The following is a 25,833-nucleotide window of genomic DNA, read 5'->3' as shown; positions in this document are numbered from 1 at the left end:
TCGGCCCGGTCGGGGGCGCGGATCCCGCATCAGTGTGGTGGGACAGGCGCCTCGGGAGGTTTGCCCAGACTGCGGCGGTAGTCGGCGTAGGCGACGCCGGCCAGGACCAGCATCGCGCCGAGGGAGGCGAAGAACGACGGCAGGAACAGCGCCCCTGACGCGATGGTCAGCAGCGCCAGCACACCGCCCGGCCGGGACCACGACACCCGGCTGAACACCTCGTACTCGAAGGCGGCCCGACCGACCAGGAACAGCGCCGGACCGCCGAGGATCACCGCCACCGACGCCGGTGGTACGCGGCCGGGATGTTCGTGCAGCAGCAGGTCGAACCCGGAAGCGGTGGTCACCACTCCGGCGATCATCACCAGATGGGTGTACGGCGCGCTGACCAGGAACCTGCTCGGTGACCTGGCCGCCTGGATCGCAAGCGGCAGGAGTTGACCGGACTTGTGGACGTAGATCCGCCACAGCAGCAGGGTGGTCGCGAACGCCACAGCGAACCCGCTGATGTTCAGCAACTCGGAGTGCGCCAGGCTGAACATGGTGCCGATGGTCAGGATGGCGTCGCCGAGAGCGATGATGAAGAACTGCTGGTACCGCTCGGACAGGTGCTCTGCGGTGACGTTGCGCTGCTCCTCCGGCACCACACCGAGGCCGGGCACCGGGTACGCGAGCCGGAAGCCGACGTAGTCGATCGCGAGCGCGAGGGCCCAGCAGGCCAACCGGGCGTCACCGCTGACGAACGCGCCGACGATCCAGGGTATGGCCGACACCGCGAACCAGGTGAAGATCCGTGCCGCCCGGCGCTGGAACTCCGGCTCGTGCCGTACGGCGGGCATCAGGAACAGCCCGCGCCCGAGGTGGATCGCCACGTAGGCGCCGGCGAAGACGATCCCGCGGGCGCCGAACGCCTCCGGGATCGCTGTCGTCATCAGCAGCGCGCCGAACATCACCGCGCTGATCAGCATCTTGATCTCGGTGCGTTCCGGGTCGTACAGGTCGGTGACAAGTGTGGTGATGGCCCACGTCCACCAGACAGCGGCAAGCAGGACCAGCGCCTGGGCGGCCTGGTGCCAGTCGAGCTGCTGCACGAGCCCACGGGAGATGAGGGCGAGCGCTACCACGTACACCAGGTCGAAGAAGAGTTCGAGCAGCGTCACCCGGCGCGAGGCCTCCGGGTCGCGTACCGGCGTTCGGGCCCCGCGTGGCCCGGGCTCCGACGCGGAGAGGGACACGGTCGCTCCTGCGGTGCCGACGCGGCGGACCGTGCGGTCCACCTCGACCGACGCTAGCGAGCAGCCGGCCGCGCCGCCCGGACTCGTCCGGGTCGTCCCCCGACCGGGGGTGACCTGCCCGGACTTCAGGGCACTTTCGTTGTCTGGCGGCTCAGGGCCATCGAGCCGATCGTGGACGGCGGCCCGAAACGGATCGAGCCCCCGGCCGGCGTCCCCGTGGGAACACCGGCCAGGGGCTCGATGTCGAAACGTCAGCCCTGGTCGCCGCCGGGCAGCACCGCGACCGCCTCGTCGGTGGCACCGGCCAGCACCCGCGCCTGCTGGGGCCAGGTCGCCAGGCTGGGCGCGGCACGCAGGCCGGCGGCCCGGATCAGGTCCCGCAACGCCGCCTCGTCCAGTTCGGCGAGCTGGCCGTAGGTGCGTACCCCGGCGGCCTGCAACGCCGCCGCCATCTTGGGCCCGACGCCCTGGATCCGGCGGAAGTCGTCGGCCGGGCCGGCGTCCGTGGCGTCCGGCGCGCTGTCGTCTGCCGGCTGCGCCAGCGGGGCGGCGGCCGGTCGGACCGGCGGCGTGGCCCGCGCCGGCTCGGCGGCCTGGGCGTCCGCCGACGACACGCCCGCGGCGACGGCAGCCGCCGTCCCAGCAGAGGTGTCCTCGGTGTACGCGCTGTCGGCGGCCGTGGTCTCGACCGGAGGCGCGTCGGTGGTGTTGGTCTCGACCGGCGGGATGTCGGCGAGGACGGTCTCCGCCGACGGGGCGTCGGCCTGCGGGACCTCGGCCTGTGGGACGTCAACCTGCGAGATGTCGGTCTGTGCGGCGTCAGCCTGCGGCACCTCGGCCTGCGGGGCGTCGGTGGGCGGGAGGTCGTCCGCCGGCTTGCGGGGAGCGATGACGGACGCCGGGGCGGGCTGCTCGTCGGGCGCGATCGGCTCCGCAGTGGGCTCCGGGCGGACGTCCGCCGCGTCGGCGGGCTCGGCGGCGGGGACCGGCGGCGGGGCTTCGGTGAGGGCCATGTCGCCCAGGTCGACGGTGTTCGGGGTGTCCGCCGGGGCGGGTTCGTCCGACGTGGTCACCGCAGCCGGTGCGCTGACCGTGTCCACGGGGGCCGGCCCGTCGACGACAGCGACCGGAGCGGGGTCGACGGCCGCCGCCGGCCGATCCTCGTCGATGGTCGCCGGTGTCGCCGCAGGGGCCACCACGGCCAGGCCGGCGACGGGGTCACCGTCCACCATCGACGGACTCTGCCCGTTGGACTGCGCGCCCTGCCGGCCGCGCAGCAACCATCCGGCGGCCAAGCCCAGCAACAGTGCCAGAATCACTATCAGTGAGTGTCCGATAGACCACTCCACGGCGAACCTCCCTCTCACGTCGTCGGAAAAGTCACGAGAAAAACTCGCCGCAGCTTCGCACATGCGCTGCGGCGACGACAGGCAGGATCGGTCGGGGAGGGTGTGGGTGGGACGGACACCTCGCGGGGTGCGTGACGGGTGACGCAGCGTTGCGACGGACCGCCTCGCGCAGCAGTCGACCCGGACCCGCGCGGGGGCGCGTGCCCGGGTCGGTGACGGCGGAAGTTCAGTCCTGGTCGCCCTCGTAGGTATGGAAGTCGTTCACGAACCGGCGGCGCAGTCGCGGCACCCGGCTGGTCACCCCGAAGTAGCCGCGCGCCCCGAGAAGAGCGAGCCGACCCACCACCGGCCGGTACATCCGGTCGTCGCCGTTGGTGCCGCTGCGGTTGAGCGACTCGGCGACCCGCGCGAAGCCGTACGGCACCATCGCCGCCTCGTAGTCGGCCACCGCCTGCACCAGCGTCTTGTCGCCGTCGACGACGCGGGCGAGCTGCTCGCAGAGCAGACGGGCGTCGCGCAGCGCGGTGTTCGCCCCCACCCCACGCCCCGGTGTCATGGTGTGGATGGCGTCGCCGAGCAGCGTGACATTGGTGCTCTTCCAGGGCGGCGTCGGCTCGGACGTGCTCACCCTGATCGGCAGGGCGCTGCCCGGATCGGCGCGACTGAGCAGCTCCCGCAGGTGCGGATGCCAGTTCGGGGTGAGGTCCAGGGCGAGCGCGATCAGGTCGTCGCCGCGCAGTCGCATGACATCGGCGGGAAAGCGGCGGGCCGTACTCCAGATGATCAGGTTGATGTGGTCGGCGCTGGTGCCCTGTGACAGGCCGGGCCAGGCCCGCAACAGGGCGGCGCGGTCGGCGCTGACACCGTTCTTGATCGTCCGGTCGGCGTGCCAGGGAAACTCCATGACGTGCAGCACGCCCATGGTGCCGCCGGCGCCGAAGATGAGCGAGATGCCCGTACGGATGCGCTCGGCCAGGAGGTCACGGGTGTGCGGGGTCAGGGGGATCCGCGTGGCGATGTTGATGGTGCCGGCGTCGCGGATGACCGCGTGCGGCAGATACTGCCGGCGTACCGCCGAGTGTGTGCCGTCGGCGGCCACCAGCAGGTCACCGGTGGCGGTGGTGCCGTCGGCGAAGTGCGCGGTGACGGCGCCGTCGTCGTGCTGCTCGTACCGGATGAAGGTCTTGTCGAAGTGCACCACGTCGGTCAGGCCGGTCAGCAGCACCTGGCGCATCGTCATGCGATTCACCGAGTGTTCGGTGTGCACCGGGTCGACGGCGGGTCGCAGCTCGAACGAGGCGGTCTCGGTCAGCTTCTGCGTGAGCACGTTGAAGTAGCGCGGTGGTCGGGCGCAGGTGGCCAGGAAGGTGGCGAACACATCCGGTGGCAGGCAGTCGCGCAGCGCCCGCGTGCCGGTCGGACCGATCCCCACCCGGTAGCCGAGCAGCCCTCCGGAGCTGTGCTCGTGCCGTTCGTAGACGGCGACGCTGATTCCGGCGCGACGCAACCCGTGCGCCAGGCACAATCCGCCGGTACCAGCTCCGATGATCAGAACATGCGGCGGCGCGGTGGGCACGTCAGCCGGCCGGGTGGGCGGCGGTCGCGTCGGCCGCGTCCCATCGGTAGAAACAGTCGGCTATCGCGTCCTTGGGGGAGCGCCAGGTCGACAGGTACGGCGAGGTGTGCGCGGCGAGCCGCTCGTTCACCTGCCGGAACAGCGGATGGTTGCGGGCGGCGGCGAGCGCGTCCGGGTCGACGTCCGAGGTCTCGATCAGATGCACGTACAGGTCGTGCAGGCTGTAGAGGGACCGGTGGACGACACCGGTGAGACCTGGCAACTCGGTGGCGTCGGACTCGGCGAAGATCTGCGCGACGCGCCCCTCCTCGCCCGGGACGATCCGGCTGACGATCAGCAGACGACTCATGGAACCCCTTCCCCCGGTGACCGTTTCCGACCCTCGGGTCAGTGGCCACGTGCTCGTTTCGCCCACCGTGGCGCACTGTGTGTCACGTCGCCGTCACGTGCGCCGGCCGGCCGGTGACGGCCATCCGCCGACCTCCGGGCCGGTGGTGGTCGGGCGGGTGGCCGCGCGGATCGGGCCGAGTGTGTCGTCGAGCAGCGCGCTCATCGCCGGGCTGGGCTCCAGCCGCAGCTCCCGGCGCAGCAGGTCGCGGTACACGTAGAAGGCGTGCACGGCCTCGAAGGCGTTGCCCTCGGCGAGATGGATGCGGACCACCAGCCGGTGCGGTGTCTCGCGTAGCGGCTCGGCGGCCATCGCCTCCAGCGCGGCCTGCAACGCCTCGCCGTGCCGGCCCGCGGTGAGGTGCTGCGTGGCCACCTGCTCCAACATGTGCAGGCGCAGTTGACGCAGCCGTTCGCGTTCCAGGAGCACCCAGTCGTCGTACCAGCCGGGCAGCAGGTCGTGCCGGCCTGCGGCGAGCGCCCCGGCTGTGGTCCGTACGTCGGCGCCGTCGCGTACCCGGGCGGCCGTGCCGACCAGTTCGTCGACGTCCAGTCGGACCGTCGGGTGCAGCCGGACCGTGTCGCCGGCGACGGTCATCGGGCAGCACGGGTCCTGCCGCAGCCGCCACAGCGCGGTCCGCAGCGCCGACAGTGCCCTCTCCTCCGACGCGTCGGGCCAGAGCAGCCCGGCCAACTGACTGCGGGGGGCGCCGGGGCGCAGCCCGATGAGCGCCATCACGCGTTGCAGGCCGCGTGGCACCACTACCGGCGCGGTGCCCCGCAGGAGTCGGAAGCCGCCGAGCAGGTGCAGCGAGATGTCGGCGGATGCCTGGGAACCTCCGTCGGTCGGCCTGGACGGGTCAGCGGTCACGGCGGCACCCCCTGCGGAACGCTGGGTCCCGACTGTCTGCTGTGTCCGGATGGTTGCCCGTGACGCCGCTGTCGACCCCGTCGGTGGGGCGCCAACACTGCCGTCCGGGCGCGGCGCCGCCCGCCGGAGCCGCCGGGCTGACCACGGTGAAGATTATCAATCGCGATCACGGTGAGTCAACGATAGGGCGCGCTTCTGTCAATGTCGTCTACCGTGAGATCGGTTCTGAACTGCTGAAACCCTCTGGTCGAGGTGTCGGCGGACGCATAGCTGACACACAGCTTGAATCGACGCAGCGTCACCGCTCAGCGTCGCTGGCCGGCCCGTCACCGTGACGCCGTGGTGACGAAGGCTGCCGCATCGTGTCGGCAGTCGTCCAGCGTCCGGGAGTTCCCCGCCGACCGGACGCCGTGGGGGAGGCCCAGCCATGGACCGATCGTTGATCGTCGCGAAGGTCGTCCCGACCGCCGAGGAACAGGTGGCCGAGATCTTCGCCGAGTCGGACGCGACGGAGCTACCGCGCCTGGTCGGTGTCCGGCACCGCTCGCTGTACCGACTGCACGACCTCTACGTGCACCTGCTCGAAACCGAGCGACCGGCGCAGGGCGCCGTGGAGGCCGTGCGGGAACACCCCGAGTTCGTACGGGTCAGCGACAGGCTCCGGCCGTACGTCTCGCCGTACCTGCCGACCTGGCGCTCGCCGCGCGACGCGATGGCGCAGTGCTTCTACCGGTTCGACGCCACCGACGCCGGGCGGCGCTCGTGACCGCCACCGCGCCGCGGGAGGAGCGGCTGTGGTCCCGCTGCGCCGGCTGCTCCAGCCTGCTCTACCGCAAGCGGCTGCGGCGCAACCTCGACGTCTGCCCGGAATGTGGTTCGCACGCCCGGCTCGCCGCTCCGGAACGGCTCCGGCAACTCGTCGACCCGGGGTCACTGTGCCTCCTGCCCGACCTGCTGCCCGCGACCGACCCGATCGACTTCGTCGACGTGCTGCCGTACCCGCACCGACTCACCGCCGCGCGGGCCGGCACCGGTCTGCCCGAGGCGGTGGTCTGCGGCACCGCCACCATCGGTGGACACCCGGCTGCCCTGGCCGTGATGGACTTCCGCTTCCTCGGCGGCAGCCTGGGCAGCGCGGTGGGTGAGCTGATCACCCGGACCGCCGAACGAGCGCTTGACGACCGGATCCCGCTCGTCCTCGTCACCGCGTCCGGCGGTGCGCGCATGCAGGAGGGCGCTCTGTCTCTCATGCAGATGGCCACCGTCAGCCAGGCCATCGCCGGACTGCGCGAGGCGGGCCTGCTCACGATCAGCGTGCTCACCGACCCGACCTACGGCGGGGTGGCGGCGTCGTTCGCCACCAACACCGACCTGGTGCTCGCCGAGAGCGGCGCACGGATGGGCTTCGCCGGCCCCCGGGTGATCCGCCAGGTCACCGGCCGGGAACTGCCCGAGGGCTTCCAGACCGCCGACTTTCTGCTGCGCCACGGCCAGGTGGACATGGTGGTGCAGCGCCGGTCGCTGCGGGGGCGACTGTCGGCGCTGCTCGCCGCCGCCGACCACTGCCGTCCGAGCCGTCCGCCCGTACCTCGGCAGGAGCCGTTGCCGTACCGCGAGCGCGGCGCCGGTGACGGCCCGGCGCCGGCCGCAGGCGCTGTCGGTGTGCCGGCCGTCGGAGAGCCGCAGCCGGGGGTACGCGACGCGTGGGACACCGTGCGGATCGCCCGGCACCCGGGCCGACCGACCACACTGGACTATCTGGACTCCGTCTTCGACGGGTTCGTCGAGTTGCACGGCGACCGTCTCGGCGGGGACTGCCCGGCCGTCGTCGGGGGTCTGGCCAAGCTGGCCGGTCGACACCTCATGGTGATCGGCCACCAGAAGGGCCACACCACAGCCGAACTGGTGGCCCGCAACTTCGGCATGGCCAGCCCGGCAGGGCACCGCAAGGCGCTGCGGCTGATGCGCCTCGCCGCCCGGCTGGGCCTGCCGGTGGTCACCCTCGTCGACACCCCGGGCGCCGACCCGGGGGTCAGCGCCGAGGAGCACGGCCAGGCGGCGGCGATCGCGGAGAACATCCTGACCCTCACGATGCTGCCGACCCCCGTGCTCGCGGTCATCACCGGTGAGGGCGGCAGCGGTGGCGCGCTGGCCCTCGCTGTCGCCGACCGGGTGCTGATGCTCCAGCACGCCGTCTACTCGGTGATCAGCCCGGAGGGCTGCGCGGCGATCCTCTGGCCGGACCGGCGCGCGGCGCCGCAGGCCGCCCGCGCGCTGCGGCTGACCGCGCCCGAGCTGTGCCGCCTCGGCGTGGTCGACGAGATCGTGCCGGAGCCGGCATCGGCCGCGCACGACGACCCGGCCGAGACTGCCGACCGGCTGCGTGCCGCGTTGCTCGCCAACCTGCTGCCGTTGCTGGACGTGCCGCCCGCGACCCTGGTACGCCGCCGCAGGCAACGGTTCCGCCGCTTCGGTGCGGCCCGTGTCGGCACCCGGGCGGGTGCCCGGTGACCGCCGGACCCGACGCCGCCGCGCCGCTGACCGCCGCGCCGTTCGCCACCGCACCGCTCAATGTCGCGGTGCCCGATGTCGCGCCGCTCGCCGCCGCGCCGCTTGATGTCGCGGTGCCCGACGAGGAGGTGCTGGCCGGGCTGCGCCGACAGGTACGGCAGCTGATCGCCGAGCTGGCCGGGCCGGTGCGCCGCATCCGGCTGCACAGCGGGTCGACGGTGCTGGAGGTGGAGTGGCACCCCGGCGAGGCGGCGGCGCTGCCGGACGTACCAGCGGGTCTGCCGCCCGCCGCGCCCGCCGTGTCGCCGCAGCCGACCGCTACGGCCTCCGGGGCGACGGCGTCGCTGATCCGGCCACCGGTCCCGGGGCGCACGGCGGTCCGGGCGCCGGTCGTCGGCACCTTCTACCGGGCGCCGGAACCCGGCGCCGGACCGTTCGTCGCCGTGGGCGACCTGGTCCGTCCGGGACAGCCGGTGGCCATCGTCGAGGCGATGAAACTGATGAACGAGGTGACCGCCGACCGCGCCGGTCGGGTGGCCGCGATCCTCGTCCAGGACGGCCAGCCGGTGGAGTACGACCAGCCGCTGGTCGAGCTGGATCCGGCCTGACGGCGCGGGTGGGGTGGCCATGTTCGAGACCGTGCTGATCGCCAATCGGGGCGAGATCGCGCTGCGGGTGCTGCGGGCCTGCCGGGAACTCGGCGTCCGGACGGCTGTCGTCTACTCCGCCGCCGACGCCGACTCGGCGGCCGTCCGCCTCGCCGACCAGGCTGTCCGGATCGGCCCGGCGTCGAGCCGGCGCAGCTACCTCAACGCCGCCGCCATCGTCGAAGCCGCCCGGCAGGTGGGCGCGCAGGCAGTGCACCCCGGCTACGGCTTCCTGTCCGAGGACGCCGACTTCGCCGAGATCTGCGCCGACAACGGGCTGGTCTTCATCGGCCCACCGCCAGCGGTGATGGCGGCGCTCGCCGACAAGTCGTCGGCGCGGGCGCTCATGAGCCAGGCCGGCCTGCCGCTGTCGCCGGGCAGCGTCGCACCGGTGCCCACCGCTGCCGCGGCGGCCGAGGTTGCCGACGCCATCGGCTATCCGGTGATCGTGAAGGCCGCCGCCGGGGGCGGCGGCCGGGGGATGACAGTGGTGCACGCCCCGGGCGAGCTGGCCCGGGCGTACGCGCGCACGAGGGCCGCCGCCCAGGCCGCCTTCGGCGACGACCGGGTGTACGTCGAGCGGTACCTCACCACTGCCCGGCACGTCGAGGTGCAGGTGCTCTGCGACGCGCACGGCAACGGTGTACACCTGGGCACCCGGGACTGCTCGGTGCAGCGCCGGCACCAGAAACTCGTCGAGGAGGCGCCCGCACCGGCACTGCCCGCCACCACCCTCGACACCATCGCCCGGACCGCGCTGCGGGGGGCGCTGGAGGTCGGCTTCGTGGGCGCCGGCACCCTTGAGTTCCTCGTCGACGCCGAGGAGCAGTTCCACTTCCTGGAGATCAACTGCCGGATCCAGGTGGAGCATCCCGTGACCGAGATGATCACCGGGATCGACCTTGTGCACGAGCAGTTGCACATCGCCGCCGGGGTGCCGCTGCGCTGGCGGCAGGAGGAGATCCGACTGCACGGCGTCGCCGTGGAGTGCCGGGTCAACACCGAGGACCCCGACCGCGACTTCGCACCCACCCCCGGCCGGCTGGAACGGTTCACCCCACCCGGCGGCCCCTTCACCCGTGTGGACACCCACGCCCGCGCCGGCTACCTCGTCGGCCCCTGGTACGACTCCCTGCTGGCCAAGGTGGTGGTCTGGGCGCCCGACCGGGAGTTGGCGCTCAACCGCCTGGAGCGCGCCCTGGAGGAGTTCGACGTCGCCGGGCCGGGCGTGCACACCACAATCCCGTTCGTCCGACGGGTGCTCGACGACGCCTCCTTCCGCAAGGGTCGCTACACCACAGGCATCGTCGACCGTCTGCTCGCCACACCACCTCCGACGCCCGCGCAGCGGTCGACGGCCACCACCGCAGTACGCACCGCGCCCGCCGCGGAGCCCGACGTTCCCCACAGGAGGACCCGATGACCGTCACCCATGGTCGCCCGCTGACCGCCGAGATCACCGACATCCTGGTGGCCCACTGCGGACTGGACGCCGACGCCGCGGCCCGCGCCCCCGCCGCCTCGCTTGAGGAACTGGGCATGGACTCGCTCGCCCTGCTGGAACTCTCCGCCGTCGTCGCCGACAGGTGGCAGGTGAGCATTCCCGAGCAGGCCGGGCAGCTGAGCATCCCGGCGGTCGCGGACCTGGTGGCCCGCCGCGCCGACCCGCCCGGCCACACCGAGAACGGCATCGTCATCGACGCGCCGCTGCCACTGGTCTGGGAGATCACCAACGACGTGGCGAACTGGACCGAACTGTTCACCGAGTACGCGGTGGTGGAGATCCTGCACCGTGACGGGCACACAGTGCGGTTCCGGCTCACCATGTACCCCGACGAGAACGGTGTGTCCTGGAGTTGGGTGAGCGAACGTACCGCCGACCCGGTGAGCCGGCAGGTGCGCGCGCACCGGGTGGAGACCGGACCGTTCGAGTACATGCGGATCCACTGGCGCTACGCCGAGGAGGCCGGCGGCACCCGGATGACCTGGACGCAGGACTTCGCGATGAAGCCGACCGCCCCGGTCGACAACGCCGCCATGACCGAGCGGATCAACACCAACAGCGTCGTCCAACTCACCGTGATCAAGGACCGGGTGGAGCGGATCGCCCGGCAACGCGCCGAGCACTGCGACACCGGCCGCGACGAGCCGACGGGAGCCGGCGATGAGTGACCTGAGCACACGACCGATCGCCGTCGGGGACGTACCTGCCGACCGTCGGCGCGGTGGCGAGCTGCGGGTCCTGCTCGGCCCGCGCACCGTCGGCAGCACGTCGGGTTTCCTCGGTGTGGCGACGCTCGCGCCGGGGGAGCGGATCGCCGAGCACTACCACCCGTACAGCGAGGAGTTCCTGTATCTGACCCGCGGCGCGATCATCGTGGACCTGGACGGCGAGCCGACGTCGCTGGCGGCGGGTGAGGCGCTGTTCGTGCCGGTGAACGTGCGGCACCGGCTGCGCAACACCGGTGTCGAACCGGCCGAGGTGGTCTTCCACCTGGGCCCGCTCGCCCCCCGCCCCGAGCTGGGGCACGTCGACACCGAGCTTGTCGAGTCATCGTGACCGGGCGGCGCACTGTGGTGACAGGTGTCGGAGTGGTCGCACCCGGCGGCGCGAGCCGGGACCGCTTCTGGAAGACCATCACCGAGGGGCGTACGGCCACCCGGCGGATCAGCTTCTTCGACCCGTCGGCGTTCCGCTCGCAGATCGCCGCCGAGTGCGACTTCGACCCGATCGCGGCCGGGCTCAGCCACGCCGAGCGGCGCCGCGCCGACCGGTACGTGCAGTTCGCGCTGGCCTGCGCGGCCGAGGCGGTCGCCGACGCCGGCCTGGAGTTGACCGACGCGCAGCGGGAGCGGGCCGGGGTGGTGCTCGGTACGGCGGTCGGCGGCACGATGGCCCTGGAGCAGGAGTACGTCCGGGTCAGCGAGCACGGTCGACGCTGGCTTGTCGACGCGGCGCGCGGTGGCCCGTACCTCTATCAGGCGTTGGTGCCCAGCAGCCTGGCCGCCGACGTGGCCTGCCGGCACGGCCTGCACGGCCCGGCGCAGGTCGTCTCCACCGGCTGCACCTCCGGCATCGACGCCATCGGCTACGCCCACCAGATGATCGTCGACGGCGAGGCCGACGTGGTGCTGGCCGGCGCCGCAGACTCGCCGATCTCCCCGGTCACCGTCGCCTCGTTCGACGCCATCAAGGCGACAAGCCCGGACAACGACGACCCGGCACACGCCTCCCGCCCGTTCGACGCAGACCGGCACGGGTTCGTGCTTGCCGAGGGCGCGGCGGTGCTGGTGCTGGAGGAGGCCGGGCACGCCCGTCGGCGGGGCGCGCACGTCTACTGCGAGGTCGCCGGGTACGCCAGCCGCAGCAACGGCTACCACATGACGGGGCTGCGCCCGGACGGGCTGGAGATGGGCCTGGCGGTCACCGACGCGCTCAAGCAGGGCCGGATCGCCCCCGAGCAGGTCTCCTACATCAGCGCCCACGGCTCCGGCACGCGGCAGAACGACAGGCACGAGACGGCAGCGTTCAAGCGGGCGCTGGGCCAGGCCGCGTACCGGGTGCCGATCAGTTCGATCAAGTCGATGGTGGGGCACTCGCTCGGCGCGATCGGGTCCATCGAGATGGCCGCGTGTGCGCTCGCCATCGAGTTCGGCGTGGTGCCGCCCACCGCCAACTGGAGCACCCGCGACCCCGAGTGCGACCTGGACTACGTGCCGAACGAGGCACGCGAGGTCCCGGTGGACGTGGCCCTGTCGGTGGGCAGCGGCTTCGGTGGCTTCCAGTCGGCGATGGTGTTCCGCCGTCTGACCGGAGCGGTCGCGTGACAGCCCGAGCCGTGGTGACCGGTATCGGCGTGGTCGCGCCCAGCGGCATCGGTGTGGACGCGCACTGGCGTACGGTCCTCGCCGGCACCCGCCGCACCGGACCGATCACGCTGTTCGACCCGTCGGACTACCCGACCCGCTACGGCGGGGAGGTGCCCGGCTTCGCCGCCGACGCGTACGCCGGCAGCCGGCAACTGGTGCAGACCGACAGGTGGACACACCTCGGGTTCGCCGCCACCCGACTGGCGTTGGCAGATGCCGGCCTGCCCGAACGGGCGCCCGACCCGTACGGCTACGCGATGACCCTGGCGAGCTCGTCCGGCGGCAACCTGTTCGGCCAGCGGGAGCTGCAACGCCTCTGGGGTGGCACGTCGCGCACCGTCGGCGCGTACCAGTCGATCGCCTGGTTCTATGCGGCGAGCGTCGGGCAGCTCTCCATCCACCACCAGTTCAAGGGCCCGAGTGGGGTGCTTGTCGCGGAGGCGGCCGGTGGGCTGGACAGTCTCGCGCACGCGGCCCGCGCGGTGCGCCGGGGCACGCCTGTGGTGATCGCCGGGGCTACCGAGTGTCCGCTGAGCCCGTACGCGCTGGCCTGCCAACTGCGCTCGGGGCTGCTCAGCGACGTCTCCGACCCGGAGCGGGCGTACCGGCCGTTCGACGCCACGGCCAGCGGCTACCTGCCGGCCGAGGGTGGCGCGGTGTTCGTGGTCGAGGAGCTGGGGCACGCCCTGGCGCGTGGCGCCCGGGTCTACGGCGAGGTCAGCGGCTGGGGCTCCACCCACGACGCCGCGCACACCACGACGGACAGCGCGGGCGATCCGATCCAGTACGCCCGCGCCATGCGACTGGCCCTGGACCGGGCCGGTGTATCGGCCGCCGGGATCGACGTGGTGGTGCCCGACGCGCTCGGCGTGCCCCGCTACGACCGCAGCGAGGCCGAGGCGCTACGCGCGGTGTTCGCCGACCGGCCGCCTCCGGTGACGACGCACAAGTCGTTGACCGGGCGCGCGCACCAGGGTGGGTCGGCGTTGGACGTGGCCACCGCGCTGCTCGCCTTCGCGCACGACACACTGCCCGCGTCCGCAGGCCCGGACCAGGTGGCCGACGGGTGCGAACTGGACTTCCTGCGGGAGCATCGCCGGCCGAACCGCCGGTTGGCGCTTGTCTGCGCGCGGGGCTTCGACGGGTTCAACAGCGCGCTGGTCCTGCGGGGGGCCGCGCCGACGACGGGAGGAACGTCATGAGCGAGCAGCGAGCCCGGGTGGTCTTCCTGGTACGGGTGCCGGAGCCGCGTACCGAGGCGTTCCTGGCCGCGTACGAGCAGGTGCGGCATCTGGTGGCCGGCGGAGTGCCGGGGCACCTGGTCGACCAGGTGTGCCGCTCGTCGACCGACCCGGAGCAGTGGTTGATCACCAGCGAGTGGGCGAGCCTAGCCGATTTCGAGACCTGGGAACGCAGCCCCGAGCACCGCGATCTGGTGCGACCGATGCGGGAGTGCTTCACCGACGCCCGCTCGCTGCGCTTCCACATCCACGCCCAGACGCCCACGTTCGCGCCGGCCTGAGGGTGCGGGCCCCGCCCTCCGCGATCTTGCACTTCCTGCCGCGGCATAGAGGATATTTCCCGCATTTCTACGACCGAAAGTGCAAGATCGGCGGGGTGGGTTGGTTTCTGTGGTGACACAGCGCGTTCACCCCATGGCAATGTGCGACCTCTGGTGTGTTGGCGTCCAGGTTGGACAGTCATAATGGAGCGCATGGTTGCCTGGGAGTACGCCTTGCTCGTCCGCCGCTATCAGGGTCAGGGCCGCAATTTCCACGTCTCGTTCGTCTGGTACGGCCCCGATGGGTCACGCAAGGACATCACGGCCTTCGGCGACACCGCGATCGCGCACCTCAACCGTGCCGGCCGCGAGGGCTGGGAGCTGGTAGCCGCCGCCGAAGACGTAAACAACGTCCAGGGCAGCACAGAAGTCCACCGCTACCACCTGAAGCGCCCCCTGAATTAGGCCTGACCCCTCCCACGCGGGTCGATCATGGAGTTGTGGTGGTGGACGAAAGCCGTCTACCAGCCCGTATCGGGCACCACAACTCCATGATCGACCGCTATGGGGCGCGTCAGGCCAGGTTGATGCCCGGGTAGAGGGGGTGCGGGGCCAGCAGGTCGGTGGCCTGGCGGGACACCTTGTCGGCGAGCGCCGGGTCGAGGGTGTACTTCGCCTTCGACGGAGTGCCGTCAGCGTTGGCGCCGGCGGTGGTCTGGGCCAGCACGGTGTGGATCAGCTCAGCGGTCTGGTCCATCTCGGCGGTGCCGAGCCCCCGGGTGGTGAGCGCCGGGGTGCCGATCCGGATGCCCGACGTGTACCAGGCGCCGTTCGGGTCCTGCGGGACGGAGTTGCGGTTGGTGACGATGCCCGAGTCCAGCAGCGCCTGCTCGGCCTGGCGGCCGGTGAGCCCGTAGCCGGACACGTCGATCAGCACCAGGTGATTGTCGGTGCCGCCGGTGACGAGCTTCGCGCCGCGCCGCAGCAGACCGTCGGCGAGGGCCTGCGCGTTCGCCACGATCCGCGACGCGTAGTCGGCGAAGTCGGGGCGACGGGCCTCGGCGAGGGCGACCGCCTTGGCGGCCATCACGTGCGGCAGCGGCCCGCCGAGCACCATCGGGCAGCCCCGGTCGACCTGGTCGGCAAGCTCCGGCCCGCAGAGAACCATGCCGCCGCGCGGGCCGCGCAACGACTTGTGGGTGGTGGTGGTGACGATGTGCGCGTGCGGCACCGGGTCGAAGTCGCCGGTGAAGACCTTGCCCGCCACCAGGCCGGCGAAGTGCGCCATGTCGACCATGAAGGTCGCGCCGACCGAGTCGGCGATCTCCCGCAGGATCCGGAAGTTCACCTTCCGGGGGTACGCCGAGTAGCCGCCCACCAGGATCAGCGGCTTGAACTCGCGGGCGGCCTCGGCCACCCGGTCGTAGTCGATCAGGCCGGTAACCGGGTCGGTGCCGTAGCTGCGCTGGTCGAACATCTTGCCGGAGATGTTCGGCCGGAAGCCGTGGGTGAGGTGACCGCCGGCGTCCAGCGACATGCCGAGCATCCGCTGGTTGCCCAGCTCACGCCGCAGCGCGAACCAGTCCGCCTCGGTGAGGTCGTTGACCTGGCGTACCTGGGCCTTCTTCAGGGCGGGGGACTCCACCCGGTCGGCGAGGATCGCCCAGAAGGCCACCAGGTTGGCGTCGATACCCGAGTGCGGCTGGACGTACGCGTGCGCGGCGCCGAACAGCTCCCGGGCGTGCTCGGCGGCGAGCGCCTCGACGGTGTCGACGTTCTGGCAGCCGGCGTAGAAGCGGCGTCCGACGGTGCCCTCGGCGTACTTGTCGCTGAACCAGTTGCCCATCGCCAGCAGCGTCGCCGGGGAGGCGTAGTTCTCACTGGCGATGAGCTTGAGCGACTCCCGTTGGTCGGTCAGCTCGGCGCCGATGGCGTCGGCCACCCGTGGCTCGACAGCCCGGATCACCTCAAGGGCACTCCGGAACGCGGTGGACTCGGCGTTTTGCGACATACGACCTCCTACAGACGTGCGGAAGGCCCAGGCGCTCGGCAAAAACGTCCTCGTGACGGGACCGCTCCCTGATGGTTGTCCATCCCCACGCGCCAGTAACGGCCCGCGCCGATCCTACCGGGCCGGCCGGGAAAGACCCGGCCGACCTCCGGACCCGACCCGCCGAGGTGATTGGGCGCTCCGTGGCGGGGCATTGGGTGGACGGCTGCCGCACCGGGTGCGGACCGTGGCGGCCGTGCCGCACGAGAGGAGTTGACCATGACCACACCGACCACCGACCGGCCGCTGGCCCTGGTGACCGGCGCGTCCAGCGGGATCGGGTACGAGTTGGCAGTCCAGTTCGCCGAGCACGGGTTCGACCTGATCGTCGCCGCCGATGACGAGAGCATCGCGGCGGCGGCCGAGAAGCTGCGCCGCGACGGCGGGCCGCAGGTCTGGTCGATCCGCGTCGACCTGGCCCGCGAGCAGGACGTGCGAGAGCTGGTGGCGGCGGTCGAGGCGACCGGACGCCCACTGGAGGCGCTGGCGCTCAACGCCGGCCGCGGCGCCGGCGGGGCGTTCGTCGGGGGCACCGACCTGCGCGACGAGCTGGAGATCGTGGATCTGAACGTGCGCTCGACAGTGCACCTGGCCAAGCTGCTGCTGCCCGCAATGGTCCGGCGCGGCACCGGCGGGGTGCTGTTCACGTCGTCGATCGCCGCCACCATGCCGGGACCGTTCCAGGCCGTCTACAACGCGTCGAAGTCGTTCGTGCAGTCCTTCGCGGAGGCGCTGCGCAACGAGCTGAAGGACACCGGGGTCACGGTGACCGCCCTGTTGCCCGGGCCGACCGACACGGCGTTCTTCGAGCGCGCCGACATGGAGGACACCCGTGTGGGTTCCGGGAAGAAGGACGACCCGGCGCAGGTCGCGGCGCAGGGTTTCGCCGCGCTGATGAGGGGCGACCAGACCGTCACCGCGGGAGCGTTCGTGAACAAGGTGCAGACGGCCGCCGGAAAGCTCGTCCCGGACAAGCTCAAGGCCGCGCAGCACCGTCGGATGGCCGAGCCCGGCTCCGGCGACTGACCCCGCCGAACGGCGTCCACGACGAGGGGCCCGGCAGCGCCGGGCCCCTCGTCGTACGGTGTCGGCTCAGGCGGTCACCGCGTCGCGTGCCTTCTTGATCGCCTTGGGTGCGGTGGGGGTGCGGGGCGCGTCCGCGCGCAGCGCGATCATCTTCTCCCCGATCTCCTGGAGCTGCTTACGCCCCAGGGCCTCGCGGACCTTCGGGAACCACTCTTCTTCCTCCTCCTCGACGTGGTGCGTGACGCTTTCGATGAGCACCGTGGTCTTGGCGTTGAAGCGCTCGTCGTCGGCGTCCATGCTTGCCAGTTCGAGGCAGAGCACGTCGGCCACGTGGTGCTCCTCGTACGACTCCAGGATGTCGTCCTCCAGGTCGGGCAGGAGCCGGCGGACCTCCGGGTACATCACCTCGTTCTCCAGGTAGGTGTGCACGGTAAGGGCCTCCAGGATCTGGTCCACAAGCTTCTGCCGCTTGCTGGCTGGGTCCTCCTCGGCGTCCTGGAACGCCTTGAACAGGCGGCGCATCTCCTTGTGGTCCTCTTTGAGCAGGACGATGGCATCGGTCGACACCGGCTGACCCCCTTTGGTGGCTCGTGTGGTGTCGATCCGGTACCCCGTTGCTGAACTGCGGAAACGGGCGGAATCGGTCGAAGTGTCTGGTCAGACGACGGTGGCGAGGGTGCGGGGGATCTCGTCGAGCAGTTCCCGGGCGAGGAAGCCGATCCGGCCGTACCGGGGGATCAGCCGCTGACCGCTCACCGCGTGCGCGAAGGCACCCCAGCAGGCGGCCTGCGCCGGGTCGGTTCCCCGCGACAGCAGTCCCGCCAGCAGGCCGGCGAGCACGTCCCCGCTGCCGGAGGTGCCGAGCCCGGCGTCCCCGCTCTCCTCGCGCCACCGACGCCCGTCCGGGGCCGCCACGTGCCCGTAGAGCGACACGACAGCCTCGTACCGGGCGGCCAGCTCGGCGGCCTCGGCGTCCAGGTCGTCGCCAGGCTCCCGGCCGAGCAGGTGCCCGGCCTCGGTGACGTTGGGGGTGAGCACCACCGGCCGGCCCGAGCCGACGAGCAGCTTCGGCTCGTGGCTGAGCGCACCGAGGGCGTACGCGTCGAGCACAAGCGGGGTGCGCGGTCCGGCCGCCTCCAGGACCAGGTTGAGCAGCCGGACGGTCTCGTCGATGCCCTTGAGGCCGGGGCCGAGGGTCACCACGTCCGCCTCAGCGATCAGGTCGTCGAGCTGGCCGCCACGGTCGGCGACGACAGCGCCGTCGGAGGTTTCCGGCAGCCCGACCACGAGCGCCTCGGGCACCTGGATGCTCAGCGTGGCGGCGGTGGACTCGGCGGCGGCCAACTGGAGCACTCCGGCGCCGGCGCGCAGCGCGGCCACACCGGCGAGCAGCACCGCGCCGGGGGTGAAGCGGGAGCCGCCGATCACGAGCACGGTGCCGCGGCTCTCCTTGCCGCCGGTCGGCACCGGCAGCGCCCAGTCCCGCAGCAGGCCCGGCGTGATCACCTGCACCTCAGACCGGTTCGGCATGGACCTCGTCCTCCCTGGTCGGCTCGGCGCCCTGCCGCTGCAGGTGACCGATCTCGTTGAACCCGCCCAGCACCAGCCGGCCGTCGGCGTCGGCGGACCAGTCGGTGATCGAGCAGTTGGCGATGACGTGGTCGCGGGTCAACTCCATAAGCTCCGGTTCGGTCAGCCCTTCGACCAGGTAACGAAGCAGGAAGACAAGCGCGTCGTGGCCGAAGAGCAGCACCCGCTGACCGGCGTGGTCCCGGCGCAGGTCACCGAGAAGGGCCCGCAGGCGCAGCGCCACGTCGGTCCAGGCCTCACCGCCGGGCGGCCGGTAGTAGAACTTGCCCAGCCGGGCGCGACGTTCGGCCTCGTCGGGGAACCGCTGGCGAACGCCGTGCGCGGTAAGGCCGTCGAGAATGCCCAGTTCCCGGTCACGCAGCCGCTCGTCCCGGCTGACCGGCACCCCCGTGTCGTGCAGTGCCAGCTCGGCGGTGGACACCGCCCGCAGGTACGGCGAGACCACCGCGACGTCGGGGCGGCGGTCCTCGGGCAGCCCGGCGAGCCAGCGACCGGTCGCCCGGGCCTGCTCCTCGCCGGTGGGGGAGAGCGGCACGTCGGCGTCGCGGTGGCTTAGCTCGATCAGCTCCGCACCGGTGGTCTCGGCCCGGGTGGCCGCCACGTTCGCGGTGCTCTCGCCGTGTCGGATGATCCAGAGGGTCGCCAGTTCCGCCATGCCGGACCCCCTACCCGGGCGTCGCCGGAGGTAACCGTGTCACGGCCGGCGCGGTGCCGGCCGTGACACCGCTCAGCCGCGTCGTTGCAGCAGCGCCACTGTCAGCCCGGTCACGTGGGTGACGCGGACCACGTCGTAGCGGCTGGTCAGCGCGGCTGCCTGCTTCTTGGGCAGCCCGGTCAGCGGCGCGTCGGTGACGGTCGGCAAGAGCACCCAGAGGCGGGCCTCGTCACGCAGACAGGGGGCCGGGTCGGCGCAGTCAGCGCCGAACAGCTCGTCGCGCTGGGCCGCCGACCGCTGCTGGAAGACGTTGCGGGGGGACACGTCCGACGGGAGGTAGTAGCGCACTCCCGGCTCGTGCATCCACCACCAGGGGCCGCCCGCCACCAGTCCGTCGCCGGGCTGGTAGCCCGCCTCGATGACCCGCGCCGCCTCGGAGTAGGACAGCGGCTCGAACGCCCGCGCCTGCGGGTACGTGTACCAGCCGTGCGAGAACTCGTCGCGCAGTGCGAGCTGACCGGGCACGGACAGGGCGGCGAGCACCACAAGCGCGGCCGCCACCAGCGGCGGGCGGCGCAGCGCGGCGACTCCCGCACCGGCGAGCACCGCCCAGGCGGGCAGCAGGAAGAGCAGGTACTTGGAGAAGAAGTAGTTGATGTCGCCGGTGGAGGCCAGCAGGATCACCGGCAGCGGCAGGACGGCGATCACCGTCGCCATGACGGTCCGGGCCGCGACGTCGCGCCGCAGGTGGGTCACGACGCCCACAACGGCCAGCGCGGTCACCGCGACGGCGAGCAGCGTCGAGCCGAGGGCCTGCTCCCAGACGATCCAGGGCGCGCTGTCGGGGATCCAGCTGATCTGCCGGCCCGCCTGTTTCATGCCCCGCAGGATCACCGGCGCGGCGATGCCCACCCCGCCGGCGGCGGCGAGTGTGAACCAGAGCACCGACCACCAGCGGCGCTGCCGCCAGCAGTGCACGAGGACGGCCACACCGTGCCCGAGCAGCAGCGTGAGCGCCACCACGTTCACCAGGCCGATGCCGGCCACGGCGAGCACGTACGCCGCCCACCGCAGCCATCCGGGCCGCTCCAACGCCCGGAGCAGGAACAGGGTGGCCGCGGCCGCGGCGAGGACGACGAAGGCGTACGAGCGGGTCTCCTGGCCGAACCGGGTGACGGTGGGCACCAGGGCGAAGGCGAAACCGGCGGCGACCCCCGCCGTCTGGCCGAAGACCCGCCGCCCGACAAGCGCCACGCACGCGGTCGCCAGGATCATTGCCAGCGCCGACGGCAGGCGTACCGCGGCCGGCCCGGTGCCGAAAAGGGTGGTCCAGCCGTGCATGAACAGGTAGTACGTCCCGTGTACGGCGTCGACGTTCGCCAGCATGCCGATGATCTGCCCTGTGGAGCGGGTCGCCACGTCGACGGTCACCAGCTCGTCGTGCCACATCTCCGGGCTGCCGATGCCCCAGCCGACCGCGAGGGCGGCGAACGCCGTCGGCCAGAACCAGACGCTCAGCGCCACCCGCTTGACGAATGGCCGACGGTGCTCCCCGGGGCTCGGCGGAGGTGGACCCGCCGCGGTCTTCGCTGGGGGCGCGTCCGTGGTGACGGCGCGATCTGACATCGGCATCCGATCGGGGGGCGTGCGGTGCGGGCGCGACGATGATAGCCGTCGCCGAGGTCGTCGTCGGACCCGTCGACGGGGTGGTCCGGGCGGTGGCGCGACGCGTCGCGCGGCCGGTTCGCCGGTAATCGATCCGAGCGCGATGCCTGATAATGTGGCCCGCGCCTGTCGCGCACTTCCACCACGCACAGTTAGGCCCGCCCACCGATGATTGTCGACATCATGCTGCCGTACTACGGGAGTGTGCCCCTCATGCAGGCGGCCGTCCGCAGCGTGATGGCACAGAGTGACAGTGGCTGGCGCCTCACCGTCGTCGACGACGGCCAGGAGCCGGGGGTGCCGGAGTGGTTCGCCGGCATCGCCGACGAGCGGGTCCGCTACCAGCGCAACGAGCGCAACCTCGGGGTCACCGGTAACTACCGCAAGTGCGTCGGCCTCGCCGAGCACGAGTACCTGGTGATGATGGGCACCGACGACATCATGCACCCCAACTACGTGGCCACGGTGCGATCGGTGATCGAGGAGTACCCGGGCGTCTGCATGATCCAACCGGGGGTCGAGATCATCGACGCCGACGGCGCCGTGGTCAACACGATCGTCGACGAGGCCAAGCGGCGGCTCTACGCCCCCAAGATCGAATCCCGGCAGCTGATGGGCGGCGAAGACCTCGCGGCCAGCCTGCTGCGCGGCTGCTGGTTCTACTTCCCGTCGATCTGCTGGCGGACGGACGCGCTGAAGGCCGTCGACTTCCGCGACGAGTTCCAGGTCATCCAGGACCTCGCCCTGGTGATCGACCTGATCGAGCGGGGGGAGCAGATGGCTGTCGACAACACCCTGTGCTTCCAGTACCGGCGGCACGCGGTCAGCAAGTCCGCCGCCGACGCGGTCACCGGCTCCCGGTTCACCGAGGCGCGGGCGTTCTTCGTCGACGTCGCCCGGCGGATGGACGAGCAGGGGTGGCCCCGGGCGGCCCGGGCCGCCCGCCGCTACACCTCGTCCCGACTGCACGCCATCACGCTGCTGCCGGCAGCGGTCCGGTCGGGCAAGATGGCCGGCGTGCGCAGCCTGTCCCGGCACGCGTTCGGGCCGGGTCGATGAGCGACGACACCCAGGGGTACGCCGTGCCAGCCACTTCCGCAGGCCCGTCCGAGAATGCCGGCTCGTCCCTGCGGGTGACGGTGCTCGGCGGTACGGGCTTCCTCGGTCGTCCGATCTGCCGTGCGCTCGCCGACCAGGGGCACGCCGTGGTGGCCGTCGCGCGCCAGCCGAGGGACCTCGGTCCAGGGGTGGTGGTCCGCGCACTCGACCTGGCCGCCGCCAGCGTCGACGAGATCGCCGACGTGCTGCGTGAGCTCGACCCCGACGTGGTGATCAACGCCGCGGGTGGGATGTGGGGGCTCACCGACGCGCAGATGCTCGCGGTGAACGTCACGCTTGTCGAGCGGCTCATCGAGGCCGCCGGCCGGCTGCCCCGCCGGGTCCGGGTGGTCCAGCTCGGCAGCGTGCACGAGTACGGACTGGTACCGGTGGACACCTCGATGCCCGAGGATCTGCCCGCCGCGCCGGTGATGCCGTACGGCGAGTTCAAGCTGCGCTGCACCACGGCGCTCGCCGAGGCCGATCGGCGTGGCCTCATCGAGGGCGTCACGCTGCGGGTCGGCAACGTGATCGGCGCGGGCCAGCCCGGGCACAGCCTGCTCGGCGTGGTCGTGGGGAAGCTGCGCGACGCCGAACGGGCCGGGCAGCGGGCCCGGCTGGAGCTTGCCCCGCTGGGCTCCCGCCGTGACTTCGTCGGGCTCAGTGACGTCGTCGCCGCCGTGCTGCTGGCCACAACCCGCCCGCAGGCCGCCGGTCACGTGATCAACATCGGGCGGGGGGTTGCGGCCAGCGCGCGTGATATGGTCCAGCTCCTCATCGACGTCAGTGAGGTTCCGGCCGACCTGGTCGAGGGCGAGCGCACCGGTCCTGCCGAGACGACCTGGCAGCGGATGGACGTCGGGTTGGCCGCCGAGCTGCTCGGCTGGTCGCCGAGCGATGATCTGCACACCGAGATGAAGCAGTTGTGGGAGCACGCCGGCGCCGAGGTGCCCGCCTGATGGTCGAGAGGTTCCTGGCCGCATGACTACCCCCGCCCTCCTCCGCTCCCGTGGCACGCTCGCCGACCTGCTCTCCGGTCGCAGCAACGGCATCGGGTTGATCCGGCTCTGTCTCGCGGTGGGCGTCGTGCTGTCGCACTCCAAGCCGCTCGGCTTCGGCGCTAACGACCTCGGCTACCACCTGACCGGTCGGCAGACCAACGTCGGCACGATGGCCGTGTACGGCTTCTTCGTGCTCTCCGGCCTGCTGATCACCCGCAGCGCGCGGCGTACCGGCATCATCCGTTACTCGTGGCACCGGGCCCTGCGCATCTTCCCCGGCCTCTGGGTCTGCCTGCTGATCACCGCGCTGGTGGTCGCCCCGCTAGTGGCGTTGCGCGAGCACGGCACCACGAGCGGCTTCTTCGACAACGCCTGGGACCGGGGCGGCCCGCTGGCGTACCTGCAGGCCAACTGGTGGACCGGCGTTCGCCAGTACGGCATCCAGGACCTGCTCAAGGAGACCACCCCGTGGGGTGAGAAGAGCAATTCCAGCGTCTTCAACGGCGCCCTGTGGTCGCTCAAGTACGAGATGTTCTGCTACGTCGTGGTGGGCGTGCTGGCCGTGACGGCGGTGCTGCGCAACGCCCGCCGGTTCGTGCTCTTCCTGACCGTCGCGCTCTACCTGAGCATCCTCCAGGACTGGGTGAGCTCGGGGCGGGTCAGCGGCCCGGCCTCGACGGCGGCCTGGACGTTCGACTCGCCCCTGGTGGGCGTCATGAACTTCCACTACATCGTCTACCTGGGCTTCCTGTTCGCCTTCGGCGCGACCCTCGATCTCTACCGGGAGCGGGTGCCGATCAACGACGCGCTCGGCATCGGGTCGGCGCTGGCGCTCGGGCTGTCGCTGCTCTTCGGCGGCTTCTTCGTCATCGGGTTGCCCGCGTTCGCGTACCTGCTGGTCTGGCTGTCGGTGCGGATGCCGCGCCAGGTGCACTGGGTGGGCCGCAAGAACGACTACTCGTACGGCATCTACATCTACGGGTTCATCTTCCAGCAGGTGATGGCGAGCCTCGGCTGGAGCCGCTGGGGGTACGTGCCGTTCGCCGCGATGTCGGTGGCTGCCGCCTTCGCCGCCGCGTTCCTGTCCTGGAAGCTTGTCGAGCGGCCTGCGTTGCGGTTGAAGGACTGGACGCCGGGCTTCGTGGCACGACGGTCGTCGCAGAAGGTGCCGGTCGAGCAGCAGACCGCCGTGGCCGAGGAACCACCGTCGACGCCACAGGTGTCGGTGGGCGGCCCGACGCAGGAGCTGCCGCAGCAGCGCGCCACGCTGGTCCCCGGCCGGTAGCACCCGGGCCCGCCGTCGGCGTCGTACCCTCGGGGCGTGGCCACGGCGGCGCAGGAGATCCAGGTGGGGGAGCGGCTGGTCCGCGTCTCCAGCCCCGACAAGCCGTACTTTCCGGAGCGTGGGCTGACCAAGCTGGACGTGGTCCGCTACTTCCTGTCGGTGGGTGACGGCATCCTGCGCGCGTTGCGGGACCGGCCGACGATGCTGGAACGCTGGCCGCGCGGCGTCTTCGAGGGCGCGACGATCGCCACCCGGCAGACCAACCGGGGGGACGCCTTCTACCAGAAGCGGCTGCCGGCGGGCGCGCCCGACTGGGTGCGCACCGCGCACATCACCTTCCCCAGTGGCCGCACCGCCGACGAGGTCGCGCCCAGCGAGCTGGCGGTGGTGATCTGGGCGGTCAACCTGGGCACCCTGCGGTTCCACCCGTGGCCGGTGACCGCCGCCGACGTGGAGCGCCCCGACCAGCTGCGCATCGACCTGGACCCGATGCCGGGGGTCGGCTTCGAGCAGGTGGTGCCGGTGGCCCGGGAGGTACGGGCGTTCCTCGCCGAGCTGGGCCTCACCGGCTATCCGAAGACCACCGGAGGGCGCGGCCTGCACGTCTACCTGTCGATCGAGCCGCGGTGGACCTTCGGCGAGTGCCGCCGCGCGGTGCTCGCCCTGGGTCGGGAGATGCAACGCCGGCTGCCGGAGCTTGTCACCACCACCTGGTGGCGCGACAAACGGGACCGCCCGGTCTTCGTCGACTACAACCAGATGGCCCGCGACCACACTGTTACCTCGGCGTACTCGATCCGGCCGACGCCGCAGGCGCTGGTGTCGGCGCCGCTGGCCTGGGAGGAGCTGGACGACGCCCGGCCGGAGGACTTCGACGTGCTGTCGATGCCGGCCCGGTTCGCCGAGCGGGGCGACCCGCACGCCGGTCTCGACGGCGACCGGCACTCGCTGGAGCCGCTGCTGGAACTGGCCGACCGCGAAGGGCTGGAAGCCCCACCCGAGCGGTAAGGAAGGGCCCCTTGTTAACGCCTGGGCGCTAATAAGGGGCCCTTCCTTGCACCTCAGGCCCAGGGGCTGCTGGCTCCGTCGAACTCCTCGTAGACCAGCCAGGTGCGGGTGGACAGCACCCCGGCGATGCTCTGCACCCGGCCCAGCACCAGGTCCCGCAACGCGGCGTTGTCCGGCGCGCGGACAAGCGCGAGCACGTCGTGGTCGCCGCCGAGCAGGGCGGCGTGCTCGATGTAGCGCACCTGGGCCAGCTCGGCGGAGACCTCCCGCCAGGTGTTCTGCTGGATCGTCAACGCGATGTACGCCGAGGTGCCCAACCCGGCAGCCTCGGGCGCCACCTGGGCCCGGAACCCGGTGATGACCCCGTCGCGTAGCAGGCGCTCCACCCGGGAGTACGCGTTGGTGCGGGAGATGTGGATGCGCTCGGCGAGGGTGCGGATCGACGTACGGCCGTCGCGGACCAACTCGTCGAGGATCCGCCGATCCACGTCGTCGAGTGGGCGAACCG

The 25,833-nt window shown here is 71.9% G+C and carries 26 protein-coding genes and 1 riboswitch; of the genes, 15 read left to right on the top strand and 11 right to left on the bottom strand.

Annotation, left to right across the window (positions count from 1 at the left end; all coding sequences use genetic code 11):
• Positions 1–29: 29 nt before the first annotated feature.
• The 5 genes from ACLQ23_RS19860 to ACLQ23_RS19840 form a co-directional block, all read right to left on the bottom strand.
• A complete protein-coding gene (locus tag ACLQ23_RS19860; protein WP_355589257.1) occupies positions 30–1,277 on the bottom strand; it encodes a low temperature requirement protein A in 1,248 nt (415 codons plus the stop codon).
• 209 nt (positions 1,278–1,486) lie between these two features.
• Entirely contained in the window at positions 1,487–2,554 is a 1,068-nt protein-coding gene (locus ACLQ23_RS19855; protein ID WP_355589259.1) for a hypothetical protein, read from the bottom strand.
• 256 nt (positions 2,555–2,810) lie between these two features.
• Complete coding sequence (locus ACLQ23_RS19850; RefSeq protein ID WP_355589261.1) at positions 2,811–4,160, bottom strand: FAD-dependent oxidoreductase; 1,350 nt, start codon at positions 4,158–4,160, stop codon at positions 2,811–2,813.
• Between the two features lies 1 nt (position 4,161).
• Positions 4,162–4,509 carry a TcmI family type II polyketide cyclase gene (locus ACLQ23_RS19845; protein ID WP_355589263.1) on the bottom strand — a complete coding sequence of 116 codons (348 nt, stop codon included), beginning with the start codon at positions 4,507–4,509 and terminating at the stop codon, positions 4,162–4,164.
• Between the two features lie 93 nt (positions 4,510–4,602).
• Positions 4,603–5,418 (bottom strand): AfsR/SARP family transcriptional regulator, encoded by an 816-nt coding sequence (locus ACLQ23_RS19840; protein WP_355589265.1) that lies wholly within the window; start codon positions 5,416–5,418, stop codon positions 4,603–4,605.
• A 427-nt stretch (positions 5,419–5,845) separates the two neighbouring features.
• Between ACLQ23_RS19840 and ACLQ23_RS19835 the strand changes: the two genes are divergently transcribed.
• The 10 genes from ACLQ23_RS19835 to ACLQ23_RS19790 all read left to right on the top strand — a co-directional run bounded on the left by ACLQ23_RS19835 (position 5,846) and on the right by ACLQ23_RS19790 (position 14,412).
• Complete coding sequence (locus tag ACLQ23_RS19835) at positions 5,846–6,184, top strand: TcmI family type II polyketide cyclase (RefSeq protein ID WP_355589267.1); 339 nt, start codon at positions 5,846–5,848, stop codon at positions 6,182–6,184.
• Positions 6,181–7,929 (top strand): acetyl-CoA carboxylase carboxyltransferase subunit alpha, encoded by a 1,749-nt coding sequence (locus tag ACLQ23_RS19830; RefSeq protein ID WP_355632014.1) that lies wholly within the window; start codon positions 6,181–6,183, stop codon positions 7,927–7,929. The genes ACLQ23_RS19835 and ACLQ23_RS19830 overlap by 4 nt, the downstream gene beginning before the upstream one ends.
• A gap of 26 nt (positions 7,930–7,955) precedes the next feature.
• Complete coding sequence (gene accB, locus ACLQ23_RS19825; protein ID WP_425735295.1) at positions 7,956–8,537, top strand: acetyl-CoA carboxylase biotin carboxyl carrier protein; 582 nt, start codon at positions 7,956–7,958, stop codon at positions 8,535–8,537.
• Between the two features lie 19 nt (positions 8,538–8,556).
• On the top strand, positions 8,557–9,999 hold the full coding sequence (locus ACLQ23_RS19820; protein ID WP_355589271.1) for an acetyl-CoA carboxylase biotin carboxylase subunit: 1,443 nt from the start codon (positions 8,557–8,559) through the stop codon (positions 9,997–9,999).
• Positions 9,996–10,748 (top strand): SRPBCC family protein, encoded by a 753-nt coding sequence (locus ACLQ23_RS19815; protein WP_355632017.1) that lies wholly within the window; start codon positions 9,996–9,998, stop codon positions 10,746–10,748. The genes ACLQ23_RS19820 and ACLQ23_RS19815 overlap by 4 nt, the downstream gene beginning before the upstream one ends.
• Positions 10,741–11,136, top strand: a complete 396-nt coding sequence (locus ACLQ23_RS19810; RefSeq protein WP_355632019.1) for a cupin domain-containing protein — start codon at positions 10,741–10,743, stop codon at positions 11,134–11,136. The genes ACLQ23_RS19815 and ACLQ23_RS19810 overlap by 8 nt, the downstream gene beginning before the upstream one ends.
• The gene (locus ACLQ23_RS19805; protein ID WP_355589277.1) at positions 11,133–12,404 is read left to right on the top strand and encodes a beta-ketoacyl-[acyl-carrier-protein] synthase family protein; all 1,272 of its coding nucleotides are present in this window, start codon (positions 11,133–11,135) and stop codon (positions 12,402–12,404) included. Before ACLQ23_RS19810 ends, ACLQ23_RS19805 begins: the two co-directional genes overlap by 4 nt.
• Positions 12,401–13,648 (top strand): beta-ketoacyl synthase N-terminal-like domain-containing protein, encoded by a 1,248-nt coding sequence (locus tag ACLQ23_RS19800; RefSeq protein WP_355589278.1) that lies wholly within the window; start codon positions 12,401–12,403, stop codon positions 13,646–13,648. Before ACLQ23_RS19805 ends, ACLQ23_RS19800 begins: the two co-directional genes overlap by 4 nt.
• A complete protein-coding gene (locus tag ACLQ23_RS19795; RefSeq protein WP_355589280.1) occupies positions 13,645–13,968 on the top strand; it encodes an antibiotic biosynthesis monooxygenase family protein in 324 nt (107 codons plus the stop codon). The genes ACLQ23_RS19800 and ACLQ23_RS19795 overlap by 4 nt, the downstream gene beginning before the upstream one ends.
• Before the next feature lie 183 nt (positions 13,969–14,151).
• Positions 14,152–14,412, top strand: a complete 261-nt coding sequence (locus ACLQ23_RS19790; protein WP_355589282.1) for a hypothetical protein — start codon at positions 14,152–14,154, stop codon at positions 14,410–14,412.
• A 109-nt stretch (positions 14,413–14,521) separates the two neighbouring features.
• On the opposite strand, the gene ACLQ23_RS19785 is transcribed toward ACLQ23_RS19790, so the two are convergent.
• Positions 14,522–15,958 carry a glycine hydroxymethyltransferase gene (locus ACLQ23_RS19785; protein ID WP_355632021.1) on the bottom strand — a complete coding sequence of 479 codons (1,437 nt, stop codon included), beginning with the start codon at positions 15,956–15,958 and terminating at the stop codon, positions 14,522–14,524.
• Between the two features lie 18 nt (positions 15,959–15,976).
• A riboswitch (ZMP/ZTP riboswitch) is annotated at positions 15,977–16,068 on the bottom strand.
• A gap of 148 nt (positions 16,069–16,216) precedes the next feature.
• Here ACLQ23_RS19785 and ACLQ23_RS19780 point away from each other — a divergent pair.
• Positions 16,217–17,023: an SDR family NAD(P)-dependent oxidoreductase gene (locus tag ACLQ23_RS19780; RefSeq protein ID WP_355589286.1), complete on the top strand. Its 807-nt coding sequence runs from the start codon at positions 16,217–16,219 to the stop codon at positions 17,021–17,023.
• Positions 17,024–17,089: 66 nt separating this feature from the next.
• Here ACLQ23_RS19780 and ACLQ23_RS19775 read toward each other — a convergent pair whose 3' ends face one another.
• The 4 genes from ACLQ23_RS19775 to ACLQ23_RS19760 form a co-directional block, all read right to left on the bottom strand.
• A complete protein-coding gene (locus tag ACLQ23_RS19775; protein ID WP_355632024.1) occupies positions 17,090–17,590 on the bottom strand; it encodes a hemerythrin domain-containing protein in 501 nt (166 codons plus the stop codon).
• Between the two features lie 90 nt (positions 17,591–17,680).
• Positions 17,681–18,553 (bottom strand): NAD(P)H-hydrate dehydratase, encoded by an 873-nt coding sequence (locus ACLQ23_RS19770; protein WP_355589290.1) that lies wholly within the window; start codon positions 18,551–18,553, stop codon positions 17,681–17,683.
• A complete protein-coding gene (locus tag ACLQ23_RS19765; protein WP_355589292.1) occupies positions 18,537–19,268 on the bottom strand; it encodes a histidine phosphatase family protein in 732 nt (243 codons plus the stop codon). The genes ACLQ23_RS19770 and ACLQ23_RS19765 overlap by 17 nt, the downstream gene beginning before the upstream one ends.
• A 72-nt stretch (positions 19,269–19,340) precedes the next feature.
• Positions 19,341–20,894, bottom strand: a complete 1,554-nt coding sequence (locus ACLQ23_RS19760; protein WP_355589294.1) for a glycosyltransferase family 39 protein — start codon at positions 20,892–20,894, stop codon at positions 19,341–19,343.
• Positions 20,895–21,101: 207 nt separating this feature from the next.
• On the opposite strand from ACLQ23_RS19760, the gene ACLQ23_RS19755 reads away from it, so the two are divergent.
• From ACLQ23_RS19755 to ACLQ23_RS19740, 4 genes are read left to right on the top strand one after another with little or no spacing between them, the layout of a single operon-like run.
• A complete protein-coding gene (locus ACLQ23_RS19755; RefSeq protein WP_355589296.1) occupies positions 21,102–21,992 on the top strand; it encodes a glycosyltransferase family 2 protein in 891 nt (296 codons plus the stop codon).
• The gene (locus ACLQ23_RS19750) at positions 21,989–22,990 is read left to right on the top strand and encodes an NAD-dependent epimerase/dehydratase family protein (protein ID WP_355589298.1); all 1,002 of its coding nucleotides are present in this window, start codon (positions 21,989–21,991) and stop codon (positions 22,988–22,990) included. The genes ACLQ23_RS19755 and ACLQ23_RS19750 overlap by 4 nt, the downstream gene beginning before the upstream one ends.
• A 22-nt stretch (positions 22,991–23,012) precedes the next feature.
• On the top strand, positions 23,013–24,317 hold the full coding sequence (locus ACLQ23_RS19745; RefSeq protein WP_355589300.1) for an acyltransferase family protein: 1,305 nt from the start codon (positions 23,013–23,015) through the stop codon (positions 24,315–24,317).
• A 36-nt stretch (positions 24,318–24,353) separates the two neighbouring features.
• The gene (locus ACLQ23_RS19740) at positions 24,354–25,325 is read left to right on the top strand and encodes a DNA polymerase domain-containing protein (protein WP_355589302.1); all 972 of its coding nucleotides are present in this window, start codon (positions 24,354–24,356) and stop codon (positions 25,323–25,325) included.
• A gap of 53 nt (positions 25,326–25,378) precedes the next feature.
• Here the strand turns inward: ACLQ23_RS19740 and ACLQ23_RS19735 are convergent, their stop codons facing one another.
• Positions 25,379–25,813 carry an Lrp/AsnC family transcriptional regulator gene (locus ACLQ23_RS19735; protein ID WP_425735294.1) on the bottom strand — a complete coding sequence of 145 codons (435 nt, stop codon included), beginning with the start codon at positions 25,811–25,813 and terminating at the stop codon, positions 25,379–25,381.
• Positions 25,814–25,833: the final 20 nt, after the last annotated feature.

The organism is Micromonospora sp. DT41, assembly GCF_049841715.1.
In the GTDB taxonomy this organism is placed as follows: Bacteria; Actinomycetota; Actinomycetes; order Mycobacteriales; family Micromonosporaceae; genus Micromonospora; species Micromonospora profundi.
This window is presented reverse-complemented; position numbering and strand designations above follow the sequence as displayed.

Coding starts and splice junctions, on each gene's coding strand:
- ACLQ23_RS19845 (WP_355589263.1), bottom strand. CDS start 4,509: ATGAGTCGTCTGCTGATCGTCAGCCGGATCGTCCCGGGCGAGGAGGGG.
- ACLQ23_RS19835 (WP_355589267.1), top strand. CDS start 5,846: ATGGACCGATCGTTGATCGTCGCGAAGGTCGTCCCGACCGCCGAGGAA.
- ACLQ23_RS19820 (WP_355589271.1), top strand. CDS start 8,557: ATGTTCGAGACCGTGCTGATCGCCAATCGGGGCGAGATCGCGCTGCGG.
- ACLQ23_RS19815 (WP_355632017.1), top strand. CDS start 9,996: ATGACCGTCACCCATGGTCGCCCGCTGACCGCCGAGATCACCGACATC.
- ACLQ23_RS19810 (WP_355632019.1), top strand. CDS start 10,741: ATGAGTGACCTGAGCACACGACCGATCGCCGTCGGGGACGTACCTGCC.
- ACLQ23_RS19795 (WP_355589280.1), top strand. CDS start 13,645: ATGAGCGAGCAGCGAGCCCGGGTGGTCTTCCTGGTACGGGTGCCGGAG.
- ACLQ23_RS19790 (WP_355589282.1), top strand. CDS start 14,152: ATGGAGCGCATGGTTGCCTGGGAGTACGCCTTGCTCGTCCGCCGCTAT.
- ACLQ23_RS19785 (WP_355632021.1), bottom strand. CDS start 15,958: ATGTCGCAAAACGCCGAGTCCACCGCGTTCCGGAGTGCCCTTGAGGTG.
- ACLQ23_RS19780 (WP_355589286.1), top strand. CDS start 16,217: ATGACCACACCGACCACCGACCGGCCGCTGGCCCTGGTGACCGGCGCG.
- ACLQ23_RS19770 (WP_355589290.1), bottom strand. CDS start 18,553: ATGCCGAACCGGTCTGAGGTGCAGGTGATCACGCCGGGCCTGCTGCGG.
- ACLQ23_RS19765 (WP_355589292.1), bottom strand. CDS start 19,268: ATGGCGGAACTGGCGACCCTCTGGATCATCCGACACGGCGAGAGCACC.
- ACLQ23_RS19760 (WP_355589294.1), bottom strand. CDS start 20,894: ATGTCAGATCGCGCCGTCACCACGGACGCGCCCCCAGCGAAGACCGCG.
- ACLQ23_RS19755 (WP_355589296.1), top strand. CDS start 21,102: ATGATTGTCGACATCATGCTGCCGTACTACGGGAGTGTGCCCCTCATG.
- ACLQ23_RS19750 (WP_355589298.1), top strand. CDS start 21,989: ATGAGCGACGACACCCAGGGGTACGCCGTGCCAGCCACTTCCGCAGGC.
- ACLQ23_RS19745 (WP_355589300.1), top strand. CDS start 23,013: ATGACTACCCCCGCCCTCCTCCGCTCCCGTGGCACGCTCGCCGACCTG.